The sequence below is a fragment of the Candidatus Aminicenantes bacterium genome (assembly GCA_026393795.1).
Lineage (GTDB): Bacteria > Acidobacteriota > Aminicenantia > UBA2199 > UBA2199 > UBA2199.
In genome coordinates this window covers 1-2,003 of the sequence record JAPKZL010000221.1, presented here as the reverse complement: position 1 = coordinate 2,003, position 2,003 = coordinate 1, and the positions used below count along the sequence as shown (strand labels likewise).

Below are 2,003 nucleotides of genomic sequence, written 5' to 3'. Positions count from 1 at the left end.
ATTTTCCTGCCTTTTTATGCTTTTGACATTCACCGCCACGGTTATGCTCACCGCCCAGGAGCCGGCAAAATTCATCGATAGCGCCGCCTTGCTCAAGGTGAAAACCGAGCTGTTGCAAAAATACGGCGAAGCTGAGAAATTCCGCATCGACCGCGGCCTGGAACAGGTAGCCGCGCTGTGGCGGGCCGCCGACGGCGGCGCCGCTGAATTCGCCATTTTTTGCCGGGCGAATTTCGCGGTCGCCGGAGCGCCCTTGGACGCCCTCTTCAATAAGCTGGAATTCTACAGCGAAGCCATCGGCGGCAATTTCAACGAGATGTCCCTGGACAAGGACCAGCCGGTCGACCTCGACTGGGGCGAGATCACCCCGCTCGACATCGCCATGAACCAGTTCGACCTGTCCGCCCATGTTTCCGAAGACATGTTCGAAAACAAGATCGCCTTCATCTCCCTGCTCAATTTCCCGGTCTACAGCCTGGCCGAAAAAACGGCCCTGGGGGCCAAATGGGACCGGCAGCAGTGGGCCTACGCCCGCACGGGCGGCAGCAATATCACCCGCCTCCCGGCCGAGGTGAACCAGGCCATCAGTTCCAAAATGGCGGCCGCCGGACGCTACATTTCCGATTACAACATTTTCATGGGCAGCCTGGTCGGCCAGGACATGAAAACGCTTTTTCCGGCCGATATGAAACTTATTTGCCACTGGGGAATCCGCGACGAACTCAAGGCGCGTTATGCTGACAAACAGGGCCTGGAGAAACAAAAGCTGATCTACCGGGTCATGGAGCGCATCGTCCGCCAGGAAATTCCGGCCCTTATGATCAATTCCGGTCGCTATCAGTGGAACCCTTTCAGCAACACCGTCTATGACAACGGCAAGGCTATTGCGGCCGCCAGGGAGGCTGACGAGCGCTACAAGACCTTTCTTGATACCTTCCAGGCCATGCGCCTGATGGATGCCTACAGCCCGCTCTATCCCGACCACATCAGCCGCAGCTTCGACGTCGGCCGTGAGATTCCCGAAAAAGATATAGAGTCCATGTTCCGGGAACTTCTGGCATCGCCCCAGGTCAAGAAAGTGGCGGCTCTGATCCGCAAGCGCCTGGGCCGCAAATTGCTGCCTTTCGACATCTGGTATCCAGAACTGCGCAGCGACTCCAACGTCCCCGAAGAGGAACTGGACAAGATCGTCCGGGAGAAATACCCCGATGCTGCCGCTTTCGAAAAGGACCTTCCCAACATCCTTGTGAAGCTTGGCTTCTCCCCTGAAAAGGCCGCCTATATCGCCCCCAAGATCCAGGTCGACCCGGCGCGCGGCTCGGGCCACAACGCCCAGACCCAGTCCCGGAAGTTCAAATCCCGGCTGCGCACGCGCGTACCGGCCGGCGGCATGAACTACAAGGGTTTCAATATCGCCATCCACGAGCTGGGGCACGCGGTGGAAAACGTCCTTGACTTGTACCCGATTGATTTCTATTGCCTCGCCGGCGTGCCCAACACGGCTGTCACCGAAGCCTTTGCCTTCGTTTTTCAGGACCGCGACCTGGAACTTCTGGGCATTCCCGAAAAGGACCCGCGCCAGAAGGACCTGAAAGTGCTGGACACTTTCTGGAACGCCTACGAGATCATGGCGGTCTCCCTGGTGGACATGAAGGCCTGGCACTGGCTCTATGGACACCCCCAGGCCACGCCCGGGCAGTTGCGCGACGCCGTCCTTGCGATCGCCCGCGAGATCTGGAACCAGTACTTTGCGCCGGTTTTCGGGGTGCGCGACCAGGTGATCCTGGCCATCTATTCGCACATGATCGACTACACTCTCTACCTGCCTCATTACGCCCTGGGCAACGTCATCCAGTTCCAGCTGGAAGACTATCTGCGCGAAAAGGTACTGGGGCCGGAAATGGAACGCATGTGCCTGGCAGGCAACATCATGCCACAATTGTGGATGAAGAACGCCGTGGGCAGTGAGATATCGGTCAAACCCATGCTCACGGCAGTGGACC

General features: G+C 58.4%; 1 protein-coding gene. It reads left to right on the top strand.

Going from position 1 to position 2,003, the window contains the following annotated elements:
- Nucleotides 1–2,003 (top strand): hypothetical protein (locus tag NTW95_10800; protein ID MCX6557901.1); only part of this gene is annotated, 2,003 nt, incomplete at both ends.